Origin of the sequence: Rhodococcus sp. RD6.2, assembly GCF_001040705.1 — a bacterium.
Lineage (GTDB): Bacteria > Actinomycetota > Actinomycetes > Mycobacteriales > Mycobacteriaceae > Rhodococcus_G.
In genome coordinates, this window is sequence record NZ_CVQP01000006.1 from 249642 (window position 1) to 268508 (window position 18867).

Sequence of the window (18867 nt, forward strand, 5' to 3'; positions counted from 1 at the left end):
GGCCGGGCCTACTGCGCGTGCAGTCCCAGGCCGCTCCCGTTGGTGTTCATCAGCTGGAGCCGGTCGGATTCGACTGTCGCGGTCGCGGTTCCGGTGAGGGTGGCCAGGACGGCCTGCTCCACCTCGGCGGTATCCGGGGGGCATGCGCGCCTCGTCGTCGCGAGCGGGCCGAAGGTGATCGTCTCGCCGGACACCCCGGCCTTACCTGTGAAGGAGTTGCATCCGGTCGAGCCGGAGAGAGTGCCGTCGTCGGCGATCTGGAGCGTCGCCGCGGCGTTGTCGATCGCGAGTGAGGACGTGACGGCGTCGGGCGTGATCGTCGTGTCGACCACCCACGTGGTCCCGGTCAGGGGCCGATCCGGTTGCGCGATCTTGCGGTCGAGGAGCGTCACGGTCGTCTCGTCCGTCCGCAGGGTGAGGGTGTTGCCTTCGAGCGACCAGGAGGGCTGTGCGGCGAAGAAGGACGCGAGCCACTGATCCGAATCCGCGTTGTCGCCCATGCACGCCATCATCGTGGTGGCGAGGGGGCCGGTGACGATGACGCCGTTCGAGAAGTCGGCGGTTCCCACTGCGCGGTTGCAGCCGGCGGTGGCCGCGATGCGATCGGGCTCGGCGAACTCGACGGTCAGTGGACCGCCGCCGGGGATCGGGGTGCCCTCGACGGTGGTGGAGACGAAGGTCCGGCCGAGCAGGTCCGACTGCGGCGATTCGGGTGCTGCCGACTGGGAATTCGAGCAGCCGGCGAGGGCAGCGACCGCCAGGATCGCGAGGGCGGCGGAACGGAGGATGCGCATGACCGCAGATCGTAGTGATCACGGGGTCCGCGCGGTTCACCTCGACGTGATTCGCCGGACGAGGTCTTCCCAGTTGTCGGCGATCCGGTGGATCGGCATGTGGAGGTCACGCACCTGGTGCAGCACTAGTGACGCCTCGAGGGGGGCGAGGAGGCTCTCTGCGAGGAGAGGGAGATCGCCCGACGTTCCGGCCTGGCGCAGCAGGGTGAGGACGTGCACGAGGCTGACCTGACGGGCGGGTCCACCGAATCGCAGTTCGGGTGACGTCTCCACTGCACGCAGGACGTCACCCTGCACCTCGACCATCTCCAGCCGCGCGCGGCCGTAGGCGACGATTCGGTCGATCGGCCCGGCGCCGGGGCCGAGCGGCGGCGGCCCGTGCAGAAAGGCCTGCTGGAGCTCCTGCTCGGTGTGGTCGAGCAGCGCATGCATCAGTCCGGATCGGCTGCCGAAGCGCCGGAAGACTGTGCCCTTGCCCACACCTGCGCGTGCCGCGACGGCGTCCATCGTCACCGCGTCGACCCCCCGTTCGGCGACCAGGAGTGCCGCCGCATCCAGCAACAACGCCCGGTTTCGGGCGGCGTCGCAGCGCTCGGTTCCGGCGTCGTCGGCCATCGGGATGGAGGTGGGGTGCACGGGGCGATGGTACCCGCCGCGGAACAAAGTGGACTGCGGTCCGGTTAGGGTCTGTGTAGTTCGACAACGGCACGTACTCCCGAAGGATCATCCAATGTCTCAGACCCGTGTTCTCGTTCTCGTCGGCAGCCTGCGTGCCGCCTCCGTCAACCGTCAGCTCGCCGAGACGGCCGTTCACGGCGCCCCCGAGGGCGCCGAGGTCGTGATCTACGAAGGCCTCGGTGACGTCCCCTTCTACAACGAAGACGCGGACAGCGGCGATGTCGCCCCTGCCGTCGCCGCACTGCGCGCCGCCGCAGGTGAGGCCGACGCGCTGCTGCTCGTCACCCCCGAGTACAACGGCACCATTCCCGCCGTCCTCAAGAACGCAATCGACTGGATCTCGCGTCCCTACGGTGCCGGTGCGATCAAGTCCAAGCCGGTCGCCGTCGTCAGCGCGTCCCCGTCCGGCAACGCCGCCAAGTGGGCCCACGAGGACACCCGCAAGGCCGTGCGGATCGCGGGCGGCGAGGTCCTCGAGGACGTCTCCATCTCCATCGGCGGCACCATCGACAAGTTCGGTGACAAGCACCCGAAGGAGAACGCCGAGGTCGCGGCTCAGGTCGGTGCCGTCGTCGCCGGCCTCGTCGCCGCGGTCGGCGAGCTCGTCAACGCCTGATCCTCGACGTGCCCGGGCCCGGGTGGTGCACTGTGCACCACCCGGGCCTTGCTTGTCAGCTGGACAGTCCCGTGACGAACGACGTGATGTTCTCGCGGACCCGATCCACCTTCTCCTCGATGCTCAGGGTCTCGCGGTAGCGATTGCCCGCGGTGGGCCGCCGCTTGTTGCGTGCGTACAGAGAGCACGCCAGGTCCGTGCACATGTAGATGCCGATCGTGTTGCCGCGCCGACCGGACTCGCCTGCCTTCTGCGCGGTCATCAGGGAGACCCCGCCACCGGTGTGGGTGGTCTTGCAGATCGCGCACATCTGGGCCTTGCCGGGTCCGCCGGTCTCGTAGCGGAACGCGACCCCTGCGAGTTCGTCACCGAGCGGCACGACGATGTAGCAGCGCCCGCGCAGTGTCGGGTCGCCCCAGCCGAGGAAGTCGAGGTCCTCCCAGGGGCGATCGCCCAGATCCCGCGGAATCGACAGTCGCTTGGCGTCGCCCTTCGAGCAGTTGACGAACGACGCCCGGATGTCGGCCTCGGTGACGGGCACCATCACTGCAGTGGCTCCTTCGGCTGGGAAACGGCTTCCACGTCCGACGGTACGGCGATCGTGGTCGGCCGGGCAACGGGGTTTCCCGCGGCGTAGTCGCTCAGGGGGTCACGACGATGAAGTCGACGTCGGGCTTGTCGGTCGGTGCGAGTTCTGCGCCACGTCACCCTCGGTGGGCGAGGTGGTCCGCCGCGCGCCGAGCCCAAGATGGGTCCATGACCGACGTCGCGCACGCACCCGGAAACCCGACGGCGGCGCGGCTTGCCGCCCTCGCTGTGCCTGCGATCGCCGTCGGAGTCGGCTGCGCAGTGACCCTGATCGCGCTGAGTACCGTCGCCGCCCGCCTCCAGGACCTGCTGTGGACGGTTCTCCCGGAGTCGCTCGGTGTCGCCACGGAGTCTCGGTGGTGGACGTTCGGGGTGCTCACCGCCATCGGTATGGCGGTCGGACTGGTCGTGTGGAAGATCCCGGGGCACGCCGGCCCGGATCCCGCGACGACCGGACTGGTCGGGTCGCCGCTTCCGCTGTCGGTTCTGCCGAGCCTGGCGGTTGCCATCGTCCTCGGGTTGGCAGGGGGTGTGAGCCTCGGCCCCGAGAACCCGATCATCGCGATCAACACCGCGCTGACCGTGTGGGTGGTGGCACGGGTGTGGCGGGCCGTTCCCATCGAGGTGGCAGTCGCGTTGGCCGCGGCGGCGACCATCGGGGCGATGTTCGGGACGCCGGTCGCGGCGGCACTGCTGTTCACCGAGATGGCGGCATCGACCGCCGGTGGCCGGGTGTGGGACAAACTCTTCGCGCCGCTCGTGGCCGCGGCAGCGGGCGCACTGACCATGGACGCGTTCGGCCAACCGATCTTTGCCGTGAACGTTCCGCCGTACGCGGAACCTGCCCTCGTCGACCTGGTGAGCGGGACGGTGATCGCGCTGGCCGCAGCGCTGCTGTGCCTGGCCGCCGTCTACGCGTTTCCGATCGCTCACGACCTGTTCCACCGGCTGCCCAATCCCTTGATCGCCATCACTGTCGGCGGCGCCCTGCTCGGTATTCTCGGCGCGATCGGAGGAACGATCACCCTGTTCAAGGGGCTCGACGAGATGAAGCGGCTGACGGATGACGCAGCCGGGATGTCCACCGGGCAACTGCTACTCGTGACGGTCGTCAAGACCGCGGCCCTGCTGATCGCGGCGAGTTGCGGCTTCCGCGGCGGCCGGATCTTCCCCGCGGTCTTCATCGGGGTCGGTGCGGGTCTCGTCGCTCACAGCGCGGTCGCCTCGATTCCGCTCGCCGTGGCGGTGTCCGCCGGTGTGCTCGGTTCGGTGCTCGTCGTTGCGCGGGACGGATGGCTGGCACTGTTCATGGCCACGGCGACCGTCGGCGACATCCGGATCCTCCCGGTGCTGTGCATCGTGGTGCTGCCGCTGTGGCTGCTCGTCGCCAACCGTCGCGAGATGTTGATCGCCGTCCCCGCGGGCGAGCAGTCGAGGAACGGCACCACGTAGAAGGACTCACGCACCGTCGTCGTGATCTGCGAGCCAGGCACGAGCACGGGCCGTGGCGGTGTCGAGTGCACCGAAGACCTCGTCGGTCGACTCGACGACGTTCTCGCGGCCGATCACCTCGGTCAGTCCGCTGTGCTCGAAGATCCGCGCCAATGCGGGGGTGACTCCCGCGAGCACGAGGAGACTTCCGTTGTCGGCGAGCGCGGTCGCGTGCCGCGTCAGATCTCGGATCACCGTTGCCGACGGGACGTCCGGCATCGTCCGGACGCTGAGGATCACGACGCCGCCGCGGGTGTCCCGGATCGACGGCCACGCCTCGTCGATCCGGGGTACCTCGGCGAACAGTCCGACTCCGGCGTAGTGCAGGACCGTGATCTGATCGCTCGGGCACTCGGCGGGAACGTCGACCACTCGCCAACGCGCGCCGTCGGTCGGCGTGAGGGCGACGAGCTTCGCGTTTCGCGCGGCCTGCGCGCAGTACAGCACCAACGACAGCACCGCGCCGAGGAGGATCGCGTTCTGCAGGGGCAGTTGGGTCGTCGCGAAGAAGGTGATCAGCATGGCGACGGCCGACCACGGTGCCGTCCGGAAGACCAGGCGGATGTCCGCCCAGCGGCCCGCGACGAGCTCGACGCCGATGACGAGGACCAGGCCGCCGATCACCGCCATGGGAATGATCTCGGCGACCGATCCGGCGACGAGGACGAGTGCGATCAGCCAGAGCCCGGCGAAGATTCCGGACCAGCGGGTTCGTGCACCCGCCGACACCGCGACGCCGGTTCGGGAGAGCGAACCGCCGGTCGGGAGGGCACCGAAGAATCCGCCTGCGATGTTCGCCGCGCCCTGGGCGACGAAGTCGCCGGACGCATTTGGGCGGCTGCCGTCGGGATTGGGGACCGCGCTCGAGATTCCGGCGGCCTGGGCGAGCGCGACCAGCGAGACGGCGAATGCTCCGACGAGCAGTTCCGGGAGCGCCGACAGCGCGGGCAGGGTCGGTGTCGGGAGGGAGTTCGGGATCACCGCGATGCCGCCGACGGTGTCGACGTCCAGGCCGATGACGGCCACCACCGATGTCACGAGGACGAGGGCGATCAGCGTGGCCAGCGACGCAACGGGTTTCACCAGCCGGAACACGGCCCACACAGCGATCGTCGCGGCGGTCACCGCCACCGCCGTGCCCTCCCAGGACCCGACGTGCGCGATCGCGTCGACGATCTTCGCGATCGTGTTGTGCCGATCCGTCTCGTAGCCGGTCGCGTCGCCGAGCACCCCCGCGACGATCTGCACGGCGATGCCCGTGGTGAAGCCGGTCATCACCGCGCTCGAGACGAAGCTCATGATCGAACCCGCACGGAGCAGGCCGAGCAGCGCCATCACGAGACCGACGAGGATCACCAGCGACGCAACGTTCGCCGGGTCGGTCGGGTCCAGCCCGGCAGACGTGAGCACGCTCTGCGAGGAGAGTGCGATTGCGCTCGTCAGAGTCGTCACCATCAGCACGGTGCGGCTGAAGAACGATCCGACCAGGGTCGGAATCATGCCGGAGTAGAGGCCGGCGACCGGATTGAATCCGCCGATACTGGCGTACGCCATGCCTTCCGGGATCGAGAACAGACCGGTGACAAGCCCGGCCATGACGTCGCGCGGCGTCGGTTTACCGAGTCCCTCACCGACCGAACGCGGGGTTCGGCGTCGCGCGAATCTCATCGTCACTCCCCGGGGGCCGTGCGCCATGCAGCCAGCCTTCCGATCCTGCCCGCCGGGTACCTCATCCGCTGCGGGTGGAATCGAGAAGGGGGAGACAGCCCTCAGTCGAGGGTGACGTTCATCAGCTCGGTGCGCGCGACGACGCGGTCCCGTTCGTCGGCGAGTGCGAGTCGTCGCGGGTCGCCGAGGTAGCCGTCCAGGGCCTCCTGCGAGTCGAACGTCAACAACTGGATCTCCAGAGGTTGATCCCCGGATCCGTCGGTGCGGGCGCGTTGGAGCACCCGTCCGCCGTGCTCGGCGACCAGCGCGAGTACCCGATCCTCGTACGCGATCAGGGCCTCTTCCTGGCCAGGACGCGCCCACAACAGACAGCACAACGACATCGCCATGGCGACGACGTTAGCCCGAGACACTTGCATGGGACCACGAGTCCCAGTAAATTCGGACGCAGTGGACGCCGACGTTCCGGCCCGAGGGGTCGGTCGAGTCGGCCGGCGATCGGGAGAATTCGATGACGATGCAGTACAGCGGGATTCACGACACGAACTACGTCGAGGCACTGGGAATTCTCTCCGAGGGATCGGTCCGACGGAGCTTCGATCCGTACCTCGACATTCCCTGGGATGCGCCGGAGTTCGCGATCGACCCGAACGATCCGCGGTGGGTGCTCTCGCCGACCATCGACCCGCTCGGCGCGACCCGGTGGTATCGCGAGCTGCCCCTGGCCCGCCAGATCGAGATCGGCAAGTGGCGTCAGGCCAACTCCATCAAGGTCGGCGCGGCGTTCGAGAGCATCCTGATCCGCGGAATGATGCAGTACATCATGAAGCTGCCCAACGGTTCTGCCGAGTTTCGGTACTGCCTCCACGAGATGACGGAGGAGTGCAACCACATCCAGATGTTCCAGGAGCTCGTGAATCGGATCGGCGTCGACGTCCCGGGGATGCGCCCCTTCTTCCGCGTCGCGTCCCCGTTCATCGGGGTGCTCGGCGGGTTCGTCCCCGTGGGCCTGTTCATCGGCATTCTCGGTGGCGAGGAGCCGATCGACCACTACCAGAAGGCGCTGATCCGCGAAGGCGTGTCCATGCCGCCCGCCGTGCTGCGGACGATGCAGATCCACATCGCGGAGGAGGCGCGGCACATCTCGTTCGCCAACGAGTTCCTCAAGGCGCATCTCGCGCATGGGGGACCGATCCTGCGGGCCGCGGCCGGGGTGACGTTCCCCCTCGCGATGCGGTGGCTTGCCGGTGAAATCATGACGCCGCCAAAGTCTTTCGCCAAGGCGTTCGACGTTCCCCCGGAGGTGATGCGGGAAGCGTTCTGGCGCAGTGAGCATTCGCGGACGATCCTCGCCGGCTACTTCGGAGACATGCGCGCCCTCGCCGAGGAACTGGGCCTGATGAACCGGGTGACGAAGCGACTGTGGAAGGCGATGTCCATCGACGGGCGGCCCAGCCGCTACCGCAGCGAACCCGACCGGGCCGCGGCCGCATAGGACATGTCTCCCAATCCCCGTTTCGGCGCCCCTGGCGCCTGATCGCCGCCCTGATGCGTTGTCGTCGGCGCCGATACAACAGCGGTATCGGCTTCTCCTCCGCCTTCCAGGACGACGATCATTTCACCAGGTGCATCCGAGAAGGATTGGGAGATACGCCCTAGTCCTCCCGGGCCGACAGCTGCGCGATCAGCTCCGTCAGCTCCGTGCGCGGATCGACGGTGAGTCCGACGGACCTGATCGCGCCGTCGAGTGCGTACCGGGTCAGCGTCGCCAGTTCGTCGACGATCTGCTCTCTGCTGCGGACCGGGGCCGGGTTGTGCACCCAGTGTCGCAGCGTTCCCTCGACCATCGTCACCAGTGCGAACGGCAGGGTGTCGAAGATCCCGTCCCCGATGTCGACGCCGACCTGGCTCGCGATCGAGGTGAGCACCTCCTGGGCGCGCTGCGACATCCGGAGTTTGAGGGCGGTGACCGCGTCGACATCCGGCGGGCCCTCGTGGGTCGGCCCGGTGCGGGCGAACTCGTCGAGTCTCGGGTGGTCGACCATCCAGTCGGCCACGGCGCGGATGGTGCGCACGATGATCTCCTCGAACGACCCGTGGGAGATGTCGAGGCGGTCCTCGAGTGTTCGGGAGAACTCGTCGATCAGGTGCGATCTGATGCGCCGGTCCAGGTCCTCGCGTCCCTCGAACTGGCGGTAGACGACCGACTTCGCAAGTCCGGCGCGGGCCGAGATCTGTCGAACGGAGACGTCCGTGCCTGCCGGCGCCTCCTCGAGAAGTTCCACCGCAGCCAGCAGGATGCGGGACCGGCGCTCGGAATTGTGCTGTTCCCACCGGGCTTCGTGTCCGCTCGCCTGCGAGTCCTCACGCAGGCCCGGGTCGGTGGTCGCCATGTGCGGAAGTTTATCGAGAGGACTCGTCCGCCCTCGCCGCCGATACGACGGTGGCTCCGAGCGCGTCGCACCTGGCCACCCGAGGTGCGAGGCCGGCGCGGGCGCAGGCGTCCGCGGTGAGAGGGGCCTGCCGCCGACTGGTCTCGACGATCAGGTGCCCGCCGGGTGCGAGCCAGTCGGGGGCCGCGGCGGCGACGCGTCGATGGACGTCCACGCCGTCGGCTCCTCCGTCGAGTGCGCAGCGCGGTTCGTGCAGGCGCGCCTCGGGTGGCATGGTCGCGATGGCGTCGGACGGCACGTAGGGGGCGTTCACGACGAGCAGGTCGACGCGGCCGAGCAGGGTGCGCGGCAGCGCGTCGTACAGATCACCGAGGTGAACCGCGCCGGTGGCGACGTTGCGGCGTGCGCAGTCCACCGCGATCGGGTCCACATCCGACGCGTGCAGATCGATCGACGGAAACCGCGTGTCGGCAGCGATGGCGGCGCCCACCGCACCCGATCCGCAACACAGGTCGACGACTACCGCGTCCGGGCGCGAAATCGCTGCGAGCGCGCGGTTCACGAGGAACTCGGTGCGCCTGCGCGGCACGAAAACGCCCGGCATGAGGCCGATCCGGAGCCCGCGGAACTCGACCCATCCGAGGATCTGTTCGAGAGGACGCCCGGACACCCGGTCCCGGATCATCGCGGCGAGGTCGTCGTCGTGCTCCGCGGCGTCGAGGAGGAGTCGAGCCTCGTCCTCGGCGAATACGCATCCGGCGCCGCGCAGCGTCGCGGCGACATCGGTCGGGGTGAATTCCTGGATGGGCGTGGGCGAAACCTCACTGATCGGGTACGTGTGGATCGTGCCGTACCCATGGTGGACCAGCGCGGCGCCGCGCGCATCCGGTTTTGGTGCGGCGTGTCAGGGGTGTCGGCGTGATACTCCGAGGAGCAGGGCGACGAGCTCGAGTGCGGTGTCGATCTGGGCGGTCTCGCCGCCGAGGAGTGGCGCGTAGAGGTGAACGTCGCAGATTCGCACGATCGCCTGTCCGAGGACGGTCGGTGACAGCGCCAGCGTGAGTGCGCCCGCTGCTTCCTCCCGTTCGAGCATCTCGGCCATGATGCGGGCGGACACCGTCTCGATGGATCCCGGCATCAGGGCGAGTCGGGCGAAGAGCAGCGGTTCACGCTTCGTCAGAGCCCGCAGCGGCGGGGAGGCGTCCACGGTCCGCATGACGCGCTCGACGAAGTCCAGGACGAAGTCCGCGCCGCTGCCCGGAGCCCGTTCGATCGCCCATCGGTAGGTGCGTTCGGTGGCCTCGGCGAGGACGATCGCGAGCAGTTCCTCGCGGTTGCCCACCCACCGGTACAGGGTGGCTCGTCCGACGCCGAGTTCCTGTGCGAGCGAGGACATGTCGAGCGGCAGTCCCTCCAGATAGATCCGGGTGGCGGCGTCGATCGCGCGGCGACGGTCGGCATCGGGTCGCATAGGTCATCTCCTCACGTGCCGGAACATCATGCAATTCGATCTGACTGTTGACGCGCGTGGGTGCCTGAGACAGACTAGCGCACTGTCTCACCATTGAGTGATGCCAGTCACATCGAGGAGCTCTCCATGGCCCAAGTCCAGACCGTCCGCGGCTCCGTCGACGCCGCAACCCTCGGCCCCACCCTCATGCACGAGCACGTGTTCGTACTCGGCGAGGAGATGCGGCAGAACTACGGCAACTACCCCAACCACTGGGACGAGGACGCTCGCGTCGCCGACGCCGTCGCGAAACTCACCGAGTGCAAGGGTCGGGGCATCGACACCATCGTCGACCCCACCGTCATCGGCCTCGGTCGCTACATTCCGCGCATTCAGCGCATCAACGAGCAGGTCGACATCAACATCGTCGTCGCGACCGGGATCTACACGTACAACGACGTGCCGTTCCAGTTTCACTACACCGGCCCCGGCCTGCTGTTCGACGTCGCGGAGCCGATGGTCGAGATGTTCGTCACGGACATCAGGGACGGCATCGCCGGCACCGGCGTGAAGGCGGCATTCCTCAAGTGCGCCATCGAGGAGCAGGGCCTGACGCCGGGTGTCGAGCGTGTCATGCGCGCGGTCGGACAGGCGCACGTCGAGACCGGCGTCCCGATCACCGTGCACACCAACCCGCACACCGAATCCGGTCTCGTCGCGCAGAAGGTCCTCGCGTCCGAGGGCGTCGACCTGACGAAGGTCGTGATCGGTCACTCTGGTGACTCCACCGACCTCGACTACCTGTGCCGTATCGCGGACGCGGGCTCGTACCTCGGCATGGACCGGTTCGGTCTCGACGTCCTGCTGCCGTTCGAGAACCGCGTCGACACGGTCGCCGAGCTGGTCCGGCGCGGGTACGCGGAGCGGATGGTGCTCGCCCACGACGCCGCGTGCTTCATCGACTGGTTCGAGGAAGGCGCCAAGGCCGCGGCCGTGCCGAACTGGAACTTCACCCACATCAGCGACGACGTGATTCCGGCGCTCGCCCTGCGCGGCGTCACCGAGCAGCAGGTCGCGACGATGATGGTCGACAACCCTCGCCGCTACTTCGAGGTCACGCCATGACCGCCTACGACGACCGAATCTGGTTGCAGCACTACCCGAGCGGCATTCGGGAGGACGCGCACAGCGAGTTCGACACCGCGCTCGCGATGTTCCGGGCGTCGCTCGACCGAGCGCCGGGCGGCGCCGCGATCCACTACTTCGACGCCACCGTCACCTACCGCGACCTCGGCCAGATGTCGGACGCGCTCGCGGTGGCGCTGGGGGAGCGGGGGATCGGGAAGGGCGACCGCGTCGCGCTCGTCCTGCAGAACGTGCCGCAGTTCCACGTCGCGGTGCTCGCGGCGTGGAAGCTCGGCGCCGTGGTGGTGCCGCTCAACCCGATGTACCGGGACCGCGAACTCCACGCCGTTCTCGCCGACAGCGGTGCCGCCGTGGTGATTTGTCTGGAATCGGTTCACGCCGAGGTGATCTCGGCGTCGTCCGGGACGGCGGTCACGTCGGTGATCACCACATCCGAACTCGACTTCCGGACGCGCGAGGAGCCGCGCATCTTCGGTGACGACCCGCAACGCGGAGCCGCCGCCGGGGACGACCTGCTCGAGCTGATCGACCGGTTCCGTGGCCGCACGCCCGCCGACGTCCCACTCGAACCCGACGATCTGGCGTACCTGCCGTACACCTCGGGCACGACCGGTCCACCGAAGGGCGCGATGAACACCCACGCCAACGTGGTGTTCACCGCCCAGATCTACCGCGACTGGACACGACTCGGCCCGGAGTCGGTGGTGTACGCGGTGGCCCCGCTGTTCCACATCACCGGACTGATCGCCAACATCGCGGCGCCCCTGCTCAGTGGTTCCGCCGTCATCCTGACGTGCCGGTTCCATCCCCTCGTTGCCGCAGAAGCGATCGCCGAGCACCGCGCCACCGCCACGATCGGTGCGATCACCGTGTTCATCGCGTGGACGAACAACGACGCCGTCACCGCCGAGCAGCTCTCGAGCCTGCGCTCGGTGTACTCGGGCGGTGCCCCCGTCCCGCACGCGGCGCTCGAGGCGTTCCGGGCGAAGTTCGGGCACTACATCCACAACGGCTACGGGCTCACCGAGACCACCAGCCCTGCCGTCGTCGTGCCGCACGGTGTGGAGGCGCCGGTGGACCCCGGGTCCGGGGCGGTCGCGGTGGGGGTGCCGGTGTCGGGCACGGTGGTGTCCGTGGTCGACGAGTCCGACGCCCCGGTACCCGTCGGCGACGTCGGCGAGATCGTGATCACCGGGCCGCAGGTGGCCGGCGGCTACTGGAACAGGCCCGACGAGACCGAGCATGCGATGCCGTCGGGTCGATTCCACACGGGCGACGTCGGATTCATGGACGCCGGTGGCTGGTTCTACGTCGTCGACCGGAAGAAGGACCAGATCAACGCCTCCGGGTTCAAGGTGTGGCCGCGCGAGGTCGAGGACGTGCTCTACGAGCACCCTGCGGTCCGCGAGGCAGCGGTGGTGGGTGTCGTCGACCCGTACCGCGGTGAGACCGTCAAGGCCGTGGTCTCGCTCAAGCCGGGACGGACTGCGGATGTCGTTGCGCTGCAGGAGTTCTGTCGTGGACGGCTGGCGGCCTACAAGTGCCCGCGCGTTGTCGAGGTGCGCGACGACCTGCCGAAGACGGTGAGCGGCAAAATCCTTCGCCGTGCGCTGCGTGAAAGCTGACGGCCGCGCAGCTGAGCTACCCCAAGTGAGTGATTGACATCACACGTCTGCTCGGCCATAGTGGGCAAGCGCTCGCTTACCTGAAGTTGACGTCAAGTCTGAACGATCGTCCAGTGAACCGAGATCTAGGAGAGATGGATGACCACATCCGCAGTCGACCCCGGGCGCACAGCCGCCGGCGCCGTCGAGTCGAAGAAGGGCGCCCGCGCCCATCGCAAACTGCAGTTCGCCGGACTCGTCGGCAGCTCGATCGAGTGGTACGACTTCTTCCTCTACGGAACCGCGGCCGCGCTGGTGTTCCCGCATGTGTTCTTCCCGGACTCGTCGCCGCTCATGGCGACGTTGCTCTCGTTCAGTACGTTCTGGGCCGGCTTCGTCGCGCGCCCGCTCGGCGGACTGATCGCCGGCCACTACGGTGACAAGTTCGGTCGCAAGCCCGCCGTCGTCACCTGCCTGCTCCTGATGGGTCTGGCCACGTTCCTGATCGGGTGCCTGCCCGGAGCCAATACGATCGGGGTCGCGGCACCGATCCTGCTGGTGGTGCTTCGCTTCGTTCAGGGCCTGGCATGCGGCGGCCAGTGGGGAGGCATCGTCCTCCTGCTCACCGAATCGGCGAGCCCCAAGAAGCGCGGCTTCTCGGGCACCTTCGGGCAGATGGGCGTCTCCTTCGGCGTCGTGCTCGGCAACATCGCATTCCTCAGTGCCACCGCGGCGATCTCGAACGACGCGTTCCTGTCGTGGGGGTGGCGCATTCCGTTCCTCGCGAGCGCGGTGCTCTTCCCCGTTGTCCTCTACATCCAGACCAAGGTCGAGGACAGCCCGGAGTTCAAGGAGCTCGAGGAGAAGGCATCCGCGGGCAAGGAGGTCGTGGCCCAGGCGCCGCTGAAGCAGGCCCTCAAGGCGCACTGGCGCACCATCCTGCTCGGCTGCGGACTGCTCGCGGCGACGAACTCGCTGTTCTACATCTCGATCGCGGGTGTGCTCACCTACGCCACCGCCGAACTCGACATGAACCGCAACGACCTGCTGACCATCTCGATGCTCAGCTGCATCATCTCGGTGCCGGTGGTGGCACTGTCGGGGTGGGCCTCCGACCGGATCGGCCGCCGTCCCCTGATCATCGCCGGCGGCATCGCGATCGTCCTGTGGGCGTTCCCGTACTTCATGCTCGTCAACACGGCGAACCTGGCGCTGTTCTTCATCGCGGTCACCGTCGGCAGCATCTTCCAGTCGATGACCTACGGTCCGATCGCGGCGTACATGGGGGAGTTGTTCGCCCCGAACGTGCGGTACTCCGGTGCGTCACTGGCGTACCAGCTGGCCGCCATCACCGTCAGTGGCGGCACCCCGTTCATCATGACCGCGCTGATCGCCCGGACCGGAACCACCACGCTCGTCGCGGTGTTCGTCGCGCTGATGGGTCTGGTGACCGTCCTGTCCGCATGGCGGCTGCGCGAGACGAACACGGCCGAGGTGCGGCGTGATCCGACCGCGATCCCGGGTGCGCAGTTCTACTGACCCCTCCCCGAATCCGGTTCGATGCCCGCCGCGCGCACGTGCGGCGGGCATCGTCGTCCGGGTACCCGGACGACGCGTGTCGGCGGGCGGGTGGATCGGCCTGACCGGCGTCGTTGCTATAACTGTGGTCATGTCACGTTCCACAGAGGAAGGCCCGGAGGACGTACCGCCGTCGATGGCGAACTCGGCGTTGCTCCGTGAGCTTCCCGCCACCGAACGTGGGCTGCGCACCCGCTCGGCACTGATCGCGGCCGCTCGCACGGTGTTCGAGCGGGAGGGATATCTCGACGCGCGGCTGATCGACATCACGAAGGAAGCCAGCTGCTCGGCGGGCACGTTCTACACGTACTTCTCCAGCAAGGAGGAGATCTTCGCCGCGGTTCTCGAACTCGCGCAGGAAGACATGATGCATCCCGGGATGCCGCACGTCGAGGACGAGGACGACCCCGCGGCGATCGTCGAGGCCAGTAACCGGGCGTACTTCGAGGCGTATCGCCGCAACGCGAAGCTGATGGGCCTGCTCGAGCAGGTGGCCAACGTGGACCCGGAGTTCCGCACCCTGCGGCAGAAGCGGGGCGAGGCGTTCATCCGGCGTAACGCTCGCAGCATCGCGTCCCTGCAGGCGCGTGGTCTCGCCGACACCGACATCGATCCGCTGCTCGCATCGCGCGCGCTGTCGGGCATGATCAGCCGGCTCGCGTTCACCTACTTCGTGATCGGCGAGGGCGAGGGTGATCTCGACGAGTTGGTCCGCACGGCCACCCGGCTGTGGGTGAACGCGCTCCTCATCGCGAGGCGCTGACGCGCGTGTGCGCGAGTTCGGTAGCCGGAGCCACCGAACTCGCGCACAGCGGCGCAGCCGCCTACACCTCGAGGACGAGTTTCCCGGTGTTGGCGCCGTCGAAGAGCATGTTCAGGGTGCGACCGAACGCTTCGATGCCACCGGACTCCACCTGTTCGCGGGCGATCAGGTCGCCGCGGCGGATCCAGTTCGACAGCGCGGCCTGCGCCTCGGGGAACCGGTCGGCGTAGTCGAAGACGATGAGGCCCGCCATCGACGCCCGGTTCACCAGCAGCGACAGATAGCGGGATGGGCCGGGCTGCGGGTCCGTCGCGTTGTAGCCGGAGATCGCACCGCAGATCACGACCCGCGCGTGGGTTCGCAACTGGGCCAACGCCGAGTTGAGGATCTCGCCGCCGACGTTGTCGAAGAAGACGTCGATCCCCGTCGGTGCGGCGGCGTGCAGCGCCCGACCGATCGACCCGGCGCGGTAGTCGATCGCCGCGTCGAAGCCGAGGTCGTCGGTGAGCCACGCGCACTTCTCCGGTCCACCCGCGATCCCGACGACCCGGCATCCCATGAGCTTCGCGATCTGCCCCGCGACGCTGCCGACGGCACCCGCGGCGCCCGAGATCAGCACGGTGTCGCCGGGTTTCATCCGTCCCACGTCGATCAGCCCGAAATAGGCCGTAATCCCGGGGAATCCGAGCGCACCGAGCCAGGTCGGACCGGGTGCGAGATCGAGGTCGACGACGGTCACGTCGCTGCCGTCCGAAAGGGCGTACTCGCAGGCGCCGAACAGTCCGGCGACGGCGGTGCCGACGGGAAACCGGTCGTTGCGGGACGCGTGGACCCGCCCGACGGCGTGCGCACGCATGACGGCGCCGATGGCGACCGGGGGAACGTACGAGCGGACGTCGTCGAGCCAGCCGCGCATGGCCGGATCGACGGACACGTACTCCACCTTCACCACGAACTCGCCGTCGCCGGGTTCGGGGACGGGTTCGGTGGTGATCGACCACGTGCTGTCGTCGATGCGGCCGACGGGACGAGTGGCGAGGCGGACCTGACGGTTGCTCATGCGCTTGCCGCCCGAAGAGTGGCGTCGCTGTGCCTGCGAAGCTCCGCACGGTCGATGTCGCGCTTGAGGATCTTGCCGGTCGAGCCCTTGGGGAGCTGGTCGACGAAGCGGACGATGCGCGGAGTCTTGTACGCGGACAGCTTCTCCCGACTCCACGCGATCACCTCCTCCGCGGTGAGTTCCGAACCCGGACGCCGGGCGATCACGGCCGCGACCTCCTCGCCGTAGTGGTCGTCGGGGACCCCGACGACGGCCGCCTCGACGATGTCGGGGTGCTGGTAGAGCACTTCCTCGACCTCGCCCGGGTAGACGTTGTAGCCGCCGCGGATGATGAGGTCCTTGAGCCGGTCCACGATGCGCAGATCGCCGTCGCCGTCGAACTCGCCGAGGTCGCCGGTGCGGAACCAGCCGTCGTCGGTGAGGACGGCGGCGGTGGCGTCGGGACGGTTCCAGTAGCCCGCCATCACCGTGTCGCCCTTGATGAACACCTCACCCACGGTTCCGGCCGGGCAGGGGTTGCCGTCGTCGTCGCGGACCTCGACCCGGGTGCGCGGTACTGCGCCACCGGTGTAGCCGATCTTGCCGCCGCGTTCGACGTCGTTGAAGGTGCCGAGCGCGGTGGTCTCGGTGAGGCCGTAGCCCTCGAGAATGGTGCAGCCGAAACGGGATTCGAATGCCCGGGCGATCTCGCCGGGCAGGGAAGCGCCGCCGGACACGGCGACGCGCAGGTGCGCGAAGTCGCTTGGCGTGGCACGACCGGTGCCGTCGGCTCGGTCGTCGGCGGCGGCGTGGAGCATGGCGTTCCACATCGTCGGCACGCCGCACATGACCGTGAGTTCGTCGCGGCGCATCATCTCGATCATCGCATCGGGCGTGAAGCGGCCGAGCAGGGACAGTGATCCGCCTCCGGTGAACGCGGCCATCATGACGGATGCCTGACCGAAGACGTGGAAGAGGGGAAGCCCGGTTCCGGTCCGGTCGTTCGGAGTGCCGCCGCTGAGGGCGGAGCCGATCTCGCCCGCCGCCAACAGGTTTCCGACGGTGAGCTGCGCACCCTTGGGCTTTCCCGTGGTTCCGGAGGTGTAGAGGATGGCAGCAGTGTCGTCGGAGGTCCGGTCGGCGACGTCGGCGATCGGGCCGGCGCCGACGTCGGCGCCTGCGGTGAGGTCCCACTGCGGGACACCGATACCTGCTGCCGCCTCGCGGACGGCGGGGCCGAGGCCGTGCCACCCGATCGCGAGGGAGGCGCCGGAATCGGTGAGGTAGTACTCGACCTCGGAGGCCGTCGACATGGTGTTGACCGGGACGACCACCGCGCCGACGGCCGCGATTGCCATGTACGCCACCGCGAATTCGGGAACGGAGGGGGCGACGAGGAGGACGCGGTCGCCGGCGCCGACACCTGCGTCGCGCAGTGCGCCCGCGTAGCGAAGGCACTTGTCCCGCAAGGTGGAATAGGTCCAGGTGCCGTCGGCGGTGCGCAGGGCGATCGCCGTGTCGGATGCGGCGGCATGACGGGTGATCGGGTCGAGCAGATTGGGCATCGGCGTGCACCTTCCGGATCGGGTGGTGATGTGATCGCGTGCGAGTGTGGCGTGGGTCTCACCCGACCATAGATTTGAACTCGGCGTCAATATCGAGTGGAGAAACCCCAGGTGAATCGTCGAACTTGACGCCAGATTCATGTATAAACGGGAGGATGAAGACCATCGTGTCCGCCGAGAACCGCAATGCGACCCCGTCCGTGGCCGCCGCGCCGGCGCGCGAGATGCCCGCCACGGCGCGCGGGGTGCGCACCCGGGCCGCCCTCGTCGCCGCCGCGCGGGTCGTGTTCGAGCGGGACGGCTATCTCGACGCCCGGCTCACCGACATCACGAAGGAGGCCGGCTGTGCCACCGGCACCTTCTACACCTATTTCACCAACAAGGAAGAGGTGTTCGCCGCGGTGCTCGAAGGGGCCCGCGACGACATGATGCATCCCGGCATGGATCGGGTGGACGACGCCGACGATCCGTATGCGGTCCTCGAGGCGAGCAACCGGGCGTATCTGACCGCGTATCAACGCAATGCGAAGCTCATGGGTCTGATGGAGCAGGTCGCGCATGTGGATCCGGAGTTCCGCCGCTTCCGGACCGAACGGGCCGAGGCGTTCATCGCGCGCAACGCGCGTGGCATCGCCGAGCTGCAGAAGCGGTCCGTTGCGGACCCCGACATCGATCCGGTGACGGCGTCGCGCGCTCTCTCCGGGATGGTGAGCCGCATGGCCTACGGGGCATTCGTCTCGGGTGAAGCGGCCGACGACGGTCGTGAGTACGACCTGGAGGAGCTGGTGTACACGCTCACCCGGTTGTGGGCGAACGCGTTGAAGTTCCCCGACCGCACCTGAATCGGGTTCGGCCGGGGAACTGTTCGGTGTCAGGCTGCGGCGACCACGCGGGCGACGGACTCGGCGACCATCACCGGCTTGTCCGAGCCTTCGCGTTCGACGACCTGACTGGTCGTGATCTGAATGCCTCCGCCGACCTCCTCGGCCGCGACGACGGTGACGCGCATGCGGATTCGCGAGCCCACGGGGACCGGTGCGGGGAAGCGGACCTTGTTGTACCCGTAGTTCAGGCCGTGGGCGAATCCGTCGAGCGCCAGCAGTTGGCTCGACAGGTACGGACCGAGGGACAGGCTGAACAGCCCGTGCGCGATGGTCCCGCCGAGGGGGCTGGCGGCTGCCTTCTTCACGTCGATGTGGATCCACTGGTGGTCACCGGTCGCGTTCGCGAACGCGTTGACGCGCTCCTGGGTGATCTCGAACCACTCGGTGGGGCCGAGTTCCTTGCCCACGAGGTCGGCGAGGTCGATGGCCGTACCGGGGCGGACGGGAAGGGTGGTCGTATCCATGATTCTCCCTGGTGTCTGCAGGTCAAGGTGATGGCGTCCCGCGCTGGCGGCACCTCGAAGGTTGAATATGACGCCGGATTCAACTATACATGGATGCGAGAGCTGGATCACAAGGTCCGAGTCGGGGCATCGCGCACCATCGACAC

19 protein-coding genes are annotated in these 18867 nt (G+C 68.2%); 8 read left to right on the top strand and 11 right to left on the bottom strand.

The features are described from left to right. Positions 1-8: 8 nt before the first annotated feature. On the bottom strand, positions 9-794 hold the full coding sequence (locus tag RHCRD62_RS11335; RefSeq protein ID WP_050064804.1) for an META domain-containing protein: 786 nt from the start codon (positions 792-794) through the stop codon (positions 9-11). Between the two features lie 36 nt (positions 795-830). Then, a complete protein-coding gene (locus RHCRD62_RS11340) occupies positions 831-1409 on the bottom strand; it encodes a TetR/AcrR family transcriptional regulator (protein ID WP_050064805.1) in 579 nt (192 codons plus the stop codon). A gap of 115 nt (positions 1410-1524) precedes the next feature. Here RHCRD62_RS11340 and RHCRD62_RS11345 point away from each other — a divergent pair, with 115 nt between their 5' ends. Continuing rightward, positions 1525-2088, top strand: a complete 564-nt coding sequence (locus RHCRD62_RS11345) for an NADPH-dependent FMN reductase (RefSeq protein WP_050064806.1) — start codon at positions 1525-1527, stop codon at positions 2086-2088. A 55-nt stretch (positions 2089-2143) separates the two neighbouring features. On the opposite strand, the gene RHCRD62_RS11350 is transcribed toward RHCRD62_RS11345, so the two are convergent. Next, complete coding sequence (locus tag RHCRD62_RS11350; RefSeq protein WP_050064807.1) at positions 2144-2632, bottom strand: FBP domain-containing protein; 489 nt, start codon at positions 2630-2632, stop codon at positions 2144-2146. A 212-nt stretch (positions 2633-2844) separates the two neighbouring features. On the opposite strand from RHCRD62_RS11350, the gene RHCRD62_RS11355 reads away from it, so the two are divergent. Continuing rightward, a complete protein-coding gene (locus RHCRD62_RS11355; protein WP_050064808.1) occupies positions 2845-4128 on the top strand; it encodes an ion channel protein in 1284 nt (427 codons plus the stop codon). 6 nt (positions 4129-4134) lie between these two features. On the opposite strand, the gene RHCRD62_RS11360 is transcribed toward RHCRD62_RS11355, so the two are convergent. Beyond that, positions 4135-5835 (bottom strand): SulP family inorganic anion transporter, encoded by a 1701-nt coding sequence (locus RHCRD62_RS11360; protein WP_050065232.1) that lies wholly within the window; start codon positions 5833-5835, stop codon positions 4135-4137. 101 nt (positions 5836-5936) lie between these two features. Then, positions 5937-6224 carry a DUF1330 domain-containing protein gene (locus RHCRD62_RS11365; protein WP_050064809.1) on the bottom strand — a complete coding sequence of 96 codons (288 nt, stop codon included), beginning with the start codon at positions 6222-6224 and terminating at the stop codon, positions 5937-5939. Positions 6225-6346: 122 nt separating this feature from the next. On the opposite strand from RHCRD62_RS11365, the gene RHCRD62_RS11370 reads away from it, so the two are divergent. Next, a complete protein-coding gene (locus tag RHCRD62_RS11370) occupies positions 6347-7330 on the top strand; it encodes an AurF N-oxygenase family protein (RefSeq protein ID WP_050064810.1) in 984 nt (327 codons plus the stop codon). Positions 7331-7490: 160 nt separating this feature from the next. Here the strand turns inward: RHCRD62_RS11370 and RHCRD62_RS11375 are convergent, their stop codons facing one another. From RHCRD62_RS11375 to RHCRD62_RS11385, 3 genes are all read right to left on the bottom strand, one after another. Continuing rightward, complete coding sequence (locus RHCRD62_RS11375; RefSeq protein WP_050064811.1) at positions 7491-8228, bottom strand: TetR/AcrR family transcriptional regulator; 738 nt, start codon at positions 8226-8228, stop codon at positions 7491-7493. 10 nt (positions 8229-8238) lie between these two features. After that, positions 8239-9033, bottom strand: coding sequence for a putative protein N(5)-glutamine methyltransferase (locus RHCRD62_RS11380; protein ID WP_050064812.1), 795 nt, complete (start codon positions 9031-9033; stop codon positions 8239-8241). A gap of 99 nt (positions 9034-9132) precedes the next feature. After that, positions 9133-9699 carry a TetR/AcrR family transcriptional regulator gene (locus RHCRD62_RS11385; protein ID WP_050064813.1) on the bottom strand — a complete coding sequence of 189 codons (567 nt, stop codon included), beginning with the start codon at positions 9697-9699 and terminating at the stop codon, positions 9133-9135. 126 nt (positions 9700-9825) lie between these two features. Here RHCRD62_RS11385 and RHCRD62_RS11390 point away from each other — a divergent pair, with 126 nt between their 5' ends. The 4 genes from RHCRD62_RS11390 to RHCRD62_RS11405 all read left to right on the top strand — a co-directional run bounded on the left by RHCRD62_RS11390 (position 9826) and on the right by RHCRD62_RS11405 (position 14769). Then, positions 9826-10803 carry a phosphotriesterase family protein gene (locus RHCRD62_RS11390; protein ID WP_050064814.1) on the top strand — a complete coding sequence of 326 codons (978 nt, stop codon included), beginning with the start codon at positions 9826-9828 and terminating at the stop codon, positions 10801-10803. Beyond that, positions 10800-12449 (top strand): class I adenylate-forming enzyme family protein, encoded by a 1650-nt coding sequence (locus RHCRD62_RS11395; protein ID WP_050064815.1) that lies wholly within the window; start codon positions 10800-10802, stop codon positions 12447-12449. The genes RHCRD62_RS11390 and RHCRD62_RS11395 overlap by 4 nt, the downstream gene beginning before the upstream one ends. A 138-nt stretch (positions 12450-12587) precedes the next feature. Then, positions 12588-13967 carry an MFS transporter gene (locus tag RHCRD62_RS11400; RefSeq protein WP_050064816.1) on the top strand — a complete coding sequence of 460 codons (1380 nt, stop codon included), beginning with the start codon at positions 12588-12590 and terminating at the stop codon, positions 13965-13967. 130 nt (positions 13968-14097) lie between these two features. Further along, positions 14098-14769: a TetR/AcrR family transcriptional regulator gene (locus RHCRD62_RS11405; RefSeq protein WP_367379640.1), complete on the top strand. Its 672-nt coding sequence runs from the start codon at positions 14098-14100 to the stop codon at positions 14767-14769. Between the two features lie 61 nt (positions 14770-14830). Here the strand turns inward: RHCRD62_RS11405 and RHCRD62_RS11410 are convergent, their stop codons facing one another. Next, positions 14831-15829: an NADP-dependent oxidoreductase gene (locus RHCRD62_RS11410; RefSeq protein WP_050064818.1), complete on the bottom strand. Its 999-nt coding sequence runs from the start codon at positions 15827-15829 to the stop codon at positions 14831-14833. Beyond that, the gene (locus RHCRD62_RS11415) at positions 15826-17373 is read right to left on the bottom strand and encodes an AMP-binding protein (RefSeq protein ID WP_050064819.1); all 1548 of its coding nucleotides are present in this window, start codon (positions 17371-17373) and stop codon (positions 15826-15828) included. The genes RHCRD62_RS11410 and RHCRD62_RS11415 overlap by 4 nt, the downstream gene beginning before the upstream one ends. Positions 17374-17597: 224 nt before the next feature. Here RHCRD62_RS11415 and RHCRD62_RS11420 point away from each other — a divergent pair, with 224 nt between their 5' ends. Further along, positions 17598-18215 carry a TetR/AcrR family transcriptional regulator gene (locus RHCRD62_RS11420; RefSeq protein WP_253277309.1) on the top strand — a complete coding sequence of 206 codons (618 nt, stop codon included), beginning with the start codon at positions 17598-17600 and terminating at the stop codon, positions 18213-18215. Between the two features lie 29 nt (positions 18216-18244). On the opposite strand, the gene RHCRD62_RS11425 is transcribed toward RHCRD62_RS11420, so the two are convergent. Then, a complete protein-coding gene (locus tag RHCRD62_RS11425; protein WP_050064821.1) occupies positions 18245-18721 on the bottom strand; it encodes a MaoC family dehydratase in 477 nt (158 codons plus the stop codon). Positions 18722-18867: the final 146 nt, after the last annotated feature.

Bases quoted from the DNA above. Each gene is read 5' to 3' on its own strand.
- RHCRD62_RS11335 (WP_050064804.1), bottom strand. From the start codon at position 794: ATGCGCATCCTCCGTTCCGCCGCCCTCGCGATCCTGGCGGTCGCTGCC.
- RHCRD62_RS11340 (WP_050064805.1), bottom strand. From the start codon at position 1,409: ATGGCCGACGACGCCGGAACCGAGCGCTGCGACGCCGCCCGAAACCGG.
- RHCRD62_RS11345 (WP_050064806.1), top strand. From the start codon at position 1,525: ATGTCTCAGACCCGTGTTCTCGTTCTCGTCGGCAGCCTGCGTGCCGCC.
- RHCRD62_RS11350 (WP_050064807.1), bottom strand. From the start codon at position 2,632: ATGGTGCCCGTCACCGAGGCCGACATCCGGGCGTCGTTCGTCAACTGC.
- RHCRD62_RS11355 (WP_050064808.1), top strand. From the start codon at position 2,845: ATGACCGACGTCGCGCACGCACCCGGAAACCCGACGGCGGCGCGGCTT.
- RHCRD62_RS11360 (WP_050065232.1), bottom strand. From the start codon at position 5,835: ATGAGATTCGCGCGACGCCGAACCCCGCGTTCGGTCGGTGAGGGACTC.
- RHCRD62_RS11365 (WP_050064809.1), bottom strand. From the start codon at position 6,224: ATGGCGATGTCGTTGTGCTGTCTGTTGTGGGCGCGTCCTGGCCAGGAA.
- RHCRD62_RS11370 (WP_050064810.1), top strand. From the start codon at position 6,347: ATGACGATGCAGTACAGCGGGATTCACGACACGAACTACGTCGAGGCA.
- RHCRD62_RS11375 (WP_050064811.1), bottom strand. From the start codon at position 8,228: ATGGCGACCACCGACCCGGGCCTGCGTGAGGACTCGCAGGCGAGCGGA.
- RHCRD62_RS11385 (WP_050064813.1), bottom strand. From the start codon at position 9,699: ATGCGACCCGATGCCGACCGTCGCCGCGCGATCGACGCCGCCACCCGG.
- RHCRD62_RS11390 (WP_050064814.1), top strand. From the start codon at position 9,826: ATGGCCCAAGTCCAGACCGTCCGCGGCTCCGTCGACGCCGCAACCCTC.
- RHCRD62_RS11395 (WP_050064815.1), top strand. From the start codon at position 10,800: ATGACCGCCTACGACGACCGAATCTGGTTGCAGCACTACCCGAGCGGC.
- RHCRD62_RS11400 (WP_050064816.1), top strand. From the start codon at position 12,588: ATGACCACATCCGCAGTCGACCCCGGGCGCACAGCCGCCGGCGCCGTC.
- RHCRD62_RS11405 (WP_367379640.1), top strand. From the start codon at position 14,098: ATGTCACGTTCCACAGAGGAAGGCCCGGAGGACGTACCGCCGTCGATG.
- RHCRD62_RS11410 (WP_050064818.1), bottom strand. From the start codon at position 15,829: ATGAGCAACCGTCAGGTCCGCCTCGCCACTCGTCCCGTCGGCCGCATC.
- RHCRD62_RS11415 (WP_050064819.1), bottom strand. From the start codon at position 17,373: ATGCCCAATCTGCTCGACCCGATCACCCGTCATGCCGCCGCATCCGAC.
- RHCRD62_RS11420 (WP_253277309.1), top strand. From the start codon at position 17,598: ATGCCCGCCACGGCGCGCGGGGTGCGCACCCGGGCCGCCCTCGTCGCC.
- RHCRD62_RS11425 (WP_050064821.1), bottom strand. From the start codon at position 18,721: ATGGATACGACCACCCTTCCCGTCCGCCCCGGTACGGCCATCGACCTC.